Source organism: Kitasatospora sp. NPDC047058, assembly GCF_040643935.1.
Lineage (GTDB): Bacteria > Actinomycetota > Actinomycetes > Streptomycetales > Streptomycetaceae > Kitasatospora.
Window position 1 is genome coordinate 1 of record NZ_JBEYVJ010000570.1, and the last position, 3,612, is coordinate 3,612.

At 71.0% G+C, this 3,612-nt stretch carries 3 protein-coding genes and 1 pseudogene; 3 read left to right on the forward strand and 1 reads right to left on the reverse strand.

The genetic code is table 11. From position 1 onward, the window contains the following. Positions 1-276, reverse strand: a pseudogene (locus ABZ885_RS37575) (GNAT family N-acetyltransferase); the annotation flags it as partial. A gap of 895 nt (positions 277-1,171) precedes the next feature. On the opposite strand from ABZ885_RS37575, the gene zapE reads away from it, so the two are divergent. The 3 genes from zapE to ABZ885_RS37590 form a co-directional block, all read left to right on the forward strand. Next, positions 1,172-2,248 (forward strand): cell division protein ZapE, encoded by a 1,077-nt coding sequence (zapE, locus tag ABZ885_RS37580; protein WP_360199136.1) that lies wholly within the window; start codon positions 1,172-1,174, stop codon positions 2,246-2,248. Between the two features lie 72 nt (positions 2,249-2,320). Continuing rightward, positions 2,321-2,491, forward strand: a complete 171-nt coding sequence (locus ABZ885_RS37585; RefSeq protein ID WP_360199138.1) for a hypothetical protein — start codon at positions 2,321-2,323, stop codon at positions 2,489-2,491. A gap of 97 nt (positions 2,492-2,588) precedes the next feature. After that, positions 2,589-3,612 (forward strand): nucleotide disphospho-sugar-binding domain-containing protein (locus tag ABZ885_RS37590; protein WP_360199140.1); only part of this gene is annotated, 1,024 nt, incomplete at its 3' end.

A 3,612-nucleotide genomic window follows, 5' to 3' on the forward strand; every position in this document is an offset into this window, starting at 1 on the left:
CGATCTCTTCCAGGCGGACGTCGAGTCGTGGTCGGCCTCGTCGGCCACGGTGTACAGCGGGGTCGGAAGGTCCGCGAGCATGGCCTCGGCGATGCGGTCGAAGACCGCGCCGTGCCACGCGTCGATGCTGACAAAGAGCCGCCCGTCGGGCCGGCGCGAAGCGTCGCCGTGGCCGACCACGCGGTCGTCCTCCACTGCGTGCCACTGCGTGTCCGAGACCCGGGTGACCACGATCGCGTGCTCGCCCGTGCCCGAGGTGGAATGCACAGAGTTCATAGGTGTTGCCCCTCAGGAGTGCCATATCCGAGGCGCTCCCGGCGACACCTATGTCGATCGCCCACCGTGACGGACAAGGGGGAGCACCCACCTGCGTACAGCCTTCATGGGTGTCACCTCCTCTGTGTTCTCTCACGGCTGCCCAGACGCTACCAGCCGTATCCCGGCCGGCCAACCGATTTACCGATCGGCTGACAAGGAAGTACGGCGTCGCCGCAGGCAGGCGCCACTGCAGGTGAGTTGAAGCAGCGCCAGGTGCCGGTCGGCGCGGCCCGGCATCCGCTCGGCGGCGAGCAGCGGCCGCCGTGCGCCCGGTGTCCTGACTCCTTGACCGGCCGTTGATCGGCGCATGGGACGTCCTGGGCCGAAGCGGGCCGAGCTGGTGTTGTCGGATCACCCGCGGCTGGTGCTCGGAGCTGCGATCCCGCCGAGGCACGGGCGCCGACGCGGGCGGTACTCGCTGGCCGGCATCAGGCGACACCGGCCGCCGACCCGGGCAACGAACACCGGCGCCCCGGCAGGCGACTTACCGGCCCTGCCGAACTCGAACACGAACCCGTCCTCTCCGGACGCCCACTCGTCCCACCTGAGAGTCCAACCGCCGTCCGTCCACCCCGGATCTCCTCGCGCAGGTAGGCGCAAGCGAGTTGCTCGGCTTCCCGGACTGTCACCTCTCCCACCACGCCAGGTCTCTCCCACGCCGCATCCATCGATTCTCCTCCGCCGGCCACAAGATCAATCATGAGACACGGCCTCACACAAAGCCAGGTGCTCGATGTCCTGGCGCTGCCTACGATCGCCGACATGAAGGCGATCACACGGCGGAAGGAGCGCCTGCCAACCGGGAACTCCCGTTGATCATGGCGGTCCTGATGCCCTGCTAGGGTCCGGACCCGTGACGGACAGGGTGCAGAAGCAGTACGAAGCAATGCGTGGGCACTTCCACCGGGCCGCGGAGCAGCGCGGATTCACGCTCGACCCCGCCCAGGAGGCCCCGGTCGAACGGCTCAGCCGGCTGGCCGGCGAGCTGGCCCACCCGGCCTGGCGGCTGCGCCGCAGTCCGCGGCACCTCTACCTCTGGGGCCCGGTCGGCCGCGGCAAGAGCTGGCTGGTGGACACCTTCCTCGACGGGCTGCCGACCCCGCGCAAGCGGCGGCTGCACTTCCACGACTTCTTCCGCCGGCTGCACGAGGGCGTCGCCCACCACGCCGGGAGCCGGACCGCGGACGGCGCGGCGGTGGACCGGGCCGTGGACGAGCTGCTCGGCAACTGCCGGATTCTCGTCTTCGATGAGTTCCACGCCCACGACGCGGGCGACGCGATGCTGGTCGCCCGTCTCTTCCGGACCTTGCTGGACCGGCGGATCACCCTTGTCACCACGTCCAACTACCCGCCCGCCGGCCTGATGCCCGACCCGCTGTACCACCACCTCTTCGAGCCGACGATCAGGCTGATCGAGGAGCGCATGGACGTGCTCGATGTCTCCGGACCGGTCGACTTCCGGCGGCAGCCCCGGCCGGACCGCGCTCGCGGGTTCGACCTCGGCGCCCGTCTCCACCCCGGCGACGAGGCCTCGGCCGGTCTCGTTCCTCCCCAGCCCGGGGAATCGGGCGCGGTGGCCGCCCATCACCGGGAGCTGCCGGCCAAGGCAGTGCGCCGGGACCACGTGTGGTTCGGCTTCCAGGAGCTGTGCGAGGGCCGCACCGCCGTCGCGGACTACCTCGCAGTCGCCGACCGCTTCCCCACCATCGTCCTCGACGACGTCCCACCACTCACCGAGGCGTCCTCCGACGGCCGTCGGCGCTTCGCCAACCTGGTCGACGTCTGCTGCGACCGTGACGTCCGCCTGGTCCTGATCGGCGCCGACCCGCTCGCCGGCCTCTCCGCCGACTCCACGCTCATGCACGACCTCGACCGCACCGCCAGCCGCCTCGCCCTCCTCCGCCGGCCGGCTCAAGAGGCTGCTGGCTGACCGCTGTCCGCTGTCCGCTGTCCGCAGGGACTCTCCGAACAGACCGGTGCCCGTCCGCGGCTTCCGTCGCCCGTGACCGATCCGCACCGATCGAGATGGTTCAGGACGCTTCGCGAAGACGATTTCGCCGAGGCGCCGGTGATGCCAACTCAAGATGGTGACATCACAGGAGAATTGGCCGCCACGATCGTTACTCTGGTGCGAACCACCGGACGCTATCCGATGGAACAGGCTTCAACGTGATCAGAGGTTTCGTTCTTGTGCTTTCAGCCCAGGAATGAATTCTCCGTTCCGCTGATACGTTTTCACGCCACGAACTCCAGTACGAGGGAGCATCACTGTGCGCGTTCTGTTCACCGCCCCCGCTTCGGTCGGCCACATATTCCCGCTGGTACCCGCCGCGCAGGCGCTGCGGGCGGCCGGCCACGACGTCCTGTTCGCGGGTCAGACCCCGATCGAGCAGCTCCGGGGCACCGGGCTGCCGGCTGTCGACGTGGGCGACGGGACCGACGTCCGGGCGGCCTTCGCGCGGGTCCTCCCCGACGTCCACTTCGCCGACGACGAGCGGCCGGACGACGAGACCATGGCGCTGGCCGCACGGGGGTTCGCCGAGCACGGCCGGGTGACCATCGACGGCTTGCTGGCGGTGGCGGCCGGCTGGCGGCCGGACGTCCTGGTGCACGCCCCGTTCCAGCCGGCCGCGCCGCTGGTCGCCGCCAAGCTCGGCATCCCCGCGGTGATGCACAACTTCGGCGTGTCCACCGGCGGCATGGCCGGCCTCATGGCCGGGCTGCTCGCGGACGAGTACCGGGCGCACGGCCTGGACGGCCCTGCCGAGTCCACCGTCCTGGACGTCGTCCCGGCCTCGCTCGGCGGGGACGGCGGAGGCTGGCGCGTCCGGTACGTGCCGTTCAACGGCGGCGGGACGGTCCCGGCGGACCTGGTCGGGCGCGGGGCGCGGCGGCGGATCGCGGTGACGCTGGGCACGGTGGTCACGGAGTGGGAGGGGGTCGCGCCCGTCAAGCGCCTGCTGGAGCAGGCGGCCGGCCTCGATGCGGAGATGCTGCTCGCGGTCGGCGACACGGACCTCGCGCCGCTGGGCGGGCTGCCGGCCAACGTCAAGCCGCTGCCGTGGGTGCCGCTCGCCCAACTGCTGGACGCCTGCGACGCGGTGGTGCACCACGGCGGTTCCGGCACCATGATGACCGCCGCGGCCGTGGGCGTCCCGCAGCTGATCCTCCCGCAGGGAGCGGACCACTTCATCAACGTCGCCGCCGCCGAGGCGTACGGCTTCGCACTGCGCTCGACGGCGGACGCCGTGGACGCGGACCTGCTCGACCGGCTGCTCACCGACGAGGCCCTGC